This window comes from Lachnoclostridium sp. An118 (assembly GCF_002160985.1).
GTDB classification, from domain to species: domain Bacteria; phylum Bacillota; class Clostridia; order Lachnospirales; family Lachnospiraceae; genus Claveliimonas; species Claveliimonas stercoravium.
Genome location: NZ_NFLQ01000038.1, coordinates 1 through 4,359 on the forward strand (window position 1 = coordinate 1; position 4,359 = coordinate 4,359).

Below are 4,359 nucleotides of genomic sequence, written 5' to 3' on the forward strand. Positions count from 1 at the left end.
GTAAGCGCTCAATAACCACCCGGCTAGTACGACTCCAACTTTTATGAGATACTGCAGATACTTGGAGTAATTCACTTCATATCTGGTTCTCAGATTTACAAAAGCATGACTTTAAATCTTCTATTTCTGCAGCTTTTGTTGTACCCGATTACTCCAAAGTTTTGTGTTGGAGGATAAGAAGCAAATGCGTACAACTTCAAACGATGATCAATGGTTAGAACTGATATCACAGTGCAGGGCCAGCGGCCTTACAGACCGCCAGTGGTGTATACAAAACGGGATTTCCGTCAGTACCTTTTACTATCATGTCCGGGACTTGCGTAAAAAAGCCTGTGCGATTCCGGAAGCGGCAGATGCCGCGTTACAGGAACAGGAAGTGGTCCAGATCCCGCTGTGGGAAATGAAGCCATCCGCTTCGGAAGCTGTTTCCTCATCCACGCCGTCGATCCGCCTGGAAATGCAGGGAATCCGTATTGAAATCCATGAACAGGCCGGAGCGGATGTTATCAAACATACCCTGCTTGCCCTGCGCCAGCTTTGTTAGGCGACTTGTCCGGTGTGGCAAAATTTTACCTGGTCACAGGCCACACCGACATGAGGAAGAGCATTGACGGGCTGATGGCCATCATCCGGGATACCTATGAAATGGATCCTTACAGCAACTCCCTGTTCCTTTTCTGCGGGAGACGCTGTGACAGGATCAAGGCGCTGCACTTTGAAAAAGATGGTTTCTGCCTTTTATATAAAAGGCTGGATAACGGACGCTTCCAATGGCCGAGGAATTCTTCCGAGGTAAGGAACCTTACCCGGCAGGAATACCGCTGGCTCTTAGAAGGGCTCTCCATCGATCAGCCGAAGGCGATCCGGCCTGCCGGGAAGAAGGATTTTTGATTTTTGTGCAAAAGGGAGAAAATTTCCCTCTCTCTTACGGAGCCCCCAAAACGCTGCTGGCAACTTATCCACAGGTGCCAGGAACAGATACCGTCTCCTGGGGATAACCGGATTTCTTTCCCCCGGGATGGTTGGTTTCTGGCTGGAAAACGGATCTTTTTCACGGAACAGGCGCTTTGGATACCGCAGGTTATCCACATATCGGATTCGTCAAAATGACGGCTGCCGCGCGCCGGGAAATTCGCTTTTCCGCAGGATTTCCGGTATAATGGAAGCCAGTAAAAGAAAGGCAGTATCCCATGTCACAGTCAGAAATGGAAGAGCTTATAAAGCTCCAGAAAGAGACCATTGAATCCCTGCGCCAGCTGGTGGAGAACCAGCGGCTCACAATAGAGCAGATGGCCAAAAGCCACGAGGAGCAGACCGCGCAGCTGAACCAGACCATCGCGAACCTCAACGAAACGGTCGCGTATCTGAAGAGAAAGCTGTTCGCGTCATCCAGCGAAAAAACAAAAACGGATGCGATTTCCGGCCAGATGGATCTGTTCAACGAAGCGGAAGCAGTCGCGGATCCCTCCGTCCCGGAACCGACGCTGGAGGAAGCTGTCGGCGGTTATAAACGCCTGGCCAGGAAAGCCAGGGCCACCAGGGAAGAGATCCTGGCAGGGCTTCCCGTAATCGAAGTCCCCTGCACGGTTCCGGACGAAGACCGGAACTGCCCCTACTGTAATACCCCGATGGAGGTCATCGGGAAGAAGATTGTCCGGGAGGAACTGCGGATCATCCCCGCGAAAGTGGAACGGATCCGGTATGTACAGGAAGTGCTTGGCTGCCCGGAATGCAAAAAAGACGGCGCTTCCGTTATCGTTGGTGCGGAGACACCGGGCCCGCTGCTGAAGCACAGCCTTGCGTCCCCATCTACTGTCGCGTATGTAATGTACCGGAAATATGTGAACAGCATCCCGCTTTACCGTCAGGAAGCGGACTGGAAACAGATGGGGGTAAAGCTCGGGAGGGCAACACTGGCCAACTGGGTCATCAAATGCGGCCTGGACTACATGGAGCCGGTATATGAACGGCTTCATGAACATCTGCTGGAGAGGGATATCATCCATGCGGATGAAACGCCCTGCCAGGTGCTGAAGGAGGACGGGAAAACAGCACAGTCCAAGTCCTACATGTGGTTGTATGGATCCGGGAACGACGGGCTGCCGCCAATCCGCCTGTATGATTACCAGCCCGGCCGGGGCGGGTACCATGCGGAAGCATTCCTGGAAGGATTCTCCGGGTATCTTACCTGCGATGGCTTCAGCGGCTACAACAAGCTGAAAAATGTTACCCGCTGCGGCTGCCTTGCCCATATGAGGCGGTACTGGTATGAAGCGCTTCCGGGGAAAAACCGGAAGTTCCCGGACAAGACCCCCGCAGAGATCGGTTTCGACTACTGTAACCGGTTATTCGAACTGGAAAGGGAGTACGAGGATCTGGATGCCGCCACCCGGAAAACAAAGCGTCTTGAGACGGAGCCTGCCATATGGGAGGCTTACTGGTCATGGCTGGAAACCGTCAACCCGGCGGGCGGGAGCCGCCTGGCCAAAGCGGTAACCTACGCGAAAAACCAGAAGCCATATATGGAGAACTATCTGTTGGATGGGCGGTGTTCCATATCGAATAACATCGCGGAGAACATTGCCCGCCCCTACGCGGTGGGCCGTAAAAACTTCCTGTTCCACGATACGGTAAAAGGGGCCCGGGCCAGTTCCATTATTTACAGTCTGGTAGAGACTGCAAAATACAACAATCTGAACATCTATGCATATCTGGAGACGGTACTGCTCTATATGCCGGACTACAAAAATGAGCCCGAAAGCATAGAAGAGCTGATGCCCTGGTCGGAAATGATACAGCAGAGATGCCGGATCAAATCGAAAAGTTGAAGTTGGAGCATTTTACTTTAATAAATATTAAATGAATGCTTCATAAAAAGGTAGACGGCATTTTATAAAGCGCTTACCCTTATTCAAAGGGCAGCGCTCTTTTTTCAAGTTCTTTTATATATCCAACCTCTATATACTCATTAAATGTTGGCGAAAACGAAAAACACAATAGATCATTTGCTTCATACTTAAAATGTTGTTTCGGAGGTTTAGGCGTTAAAGGATATAATTGATCCCAAGCTATACGAATAGAATCGGTAGTTGGATATATCAATACCCTTTTTGCAACTCTTAAAGATTCCTGTAAAATACGGCTTGTTATAATTGTTGGATAAATAAAAATATGATCTGATATATATGCAGTTGAAAATTTTTTATTACAGAAAGGAATTGCTGTGCCAAAAAAGGAGTTGACTTTACAAACTCCATTTGCCGACTTATAGAAAATCTTTCCATTGTAATTTTTTTGACTAATAATATCAATTATCAATTCGTTCTCTTCTATTTTAGGACACTCCTCTGAAACTGATAATAAACGCATCTGATTAATAATTTTTTCAAACAAAATAAGATCCCCATACCCGTAAAAACTCTGTTTGATTTCAAATTCCCATGATTTATATTTGCTCATCATATATTGAGTGTTTTTTATATTAGATCTTTCATTACTAACTAAATCACGAGTATGTGGAATGTGAAATCCATGAAGGTTTGTTAAAAAACCTATTTTAGTTAGTTTGCTAAGTCTATATCCCAAGTCAATATCTTCTGATCCCCATTCGGAAAAATTTTCATCGAACCCCCCTACTTTAAAAAATATATCTTTTTCGACGCTGCATAAACCGGTATAATAGTATGTCCATCTATAATCTTCTGTTGCCGGATCTTCAAAATATTTTCCTCTTGAGTCGATAAATAATGGATTTTTTTCCAAAATAGATCGACCTTCATATGTAGATACCATATTAATATAGTTAGACAGAGAGGAGAAAAGTTTCATTTGCAATTCATCAAAATGAATTCCATGTTTTTGTCCAATAAATGCCTTTTCAACTCGGCTAGAATGGGCGTTTTTTAGAGCAACTATGCTCTCGTTACCCATAACCATATCTCCGTCCATAAACACTAATATTGAATTTTGAGCATGCCTTGCGCCAAGGTTTCTGTTATATGATCTATTTGCAATTTTATCAGATGAAATAATATTAATATTCAAATTTGATTTGTATTTCTCTAATATACATAGTGTTGAGGAACTCGAATGATCGTCCACAACAATAATTTCGTCATTTATATCAATTTGTTCTAATACGGCATCAATTGCTAAATTTATGTATTGGTTATTGTGACATAAAAAAATAACACTCAACGTAACCTGACGATTCAAATAATCCCCTCCTAACATTATAAAAGATAACTGCTAATTATCCGTTAAAATGTTTGTTTGTGCTGGATATGAAAAGTTATGTAGGAATTAATAAGAGATTGATACAGACGCGAACAAACGAAATGCGGTGTCCGGGTGTTCAAA

General features: G+C 45.1%; 4 protein-coding genes. 3 read left to right on the plus strand and 1 reads right to left on the minus strand.

From position 1 onward, the window contains the following. Positions 1–184: 184 nt before the first annotated feature. From tnpA to tnpC, 3 genes are all read left to right on the plus strand, one after another. Positions 185–544: an IS66 family insertion sequence element accessory protein TnpA gene (tnpA, locus tag B5E62_RS16495; RefSeq protein WP_087175598.1), complete on the plus strand. Its 360-nt coding sequence runs from the start codon at positions 185–187 to the stop codon at positions 542–544. Positions 545–558: 14 nt separating this feature from the next. Further along, positions 559–891 (plus strand): IS66 family insertion sequence element accessory protein TnpB, encoded by a 333-nt coding sequence (gene tnpB, locus B5E62_RS16500; RefSeq protein WP_143468883.1) that lies wholly within the window; start codon positions 559–561, stop codon positions 889–891. A 398-nt stretch (positions 892–1,289) separates the two neighbouring features. Continuing rightward, complete coding sequence (gene tnpC / locus B5E62_RS16505) at positions 1,290–2,828, plus strand: IS66 family transposase (RefSeq protein ID WP_442911362.1); 1,539 nt, start codon at positions 1,290–1,292, stop codon at positions 2,826–2,828. A gap of 79 nt (positions 2,829–2,907) precedes the next feature. Here the strand turns inward: tnpC and B5E62_RS16510 are convergent, their stop codons facing one another. Continuing rightward, entirely contained in the window at positions 2,908–4,215 is a 1,308-nt protein-coding gene (locus tag B5E62_RS16510; RefSeq protein WP_162610343.1) for a glycosyltransferase family 2 protein, read from the minus strand. Positions 4,216–4,359 lie beyond the last annotated feature (144 nt).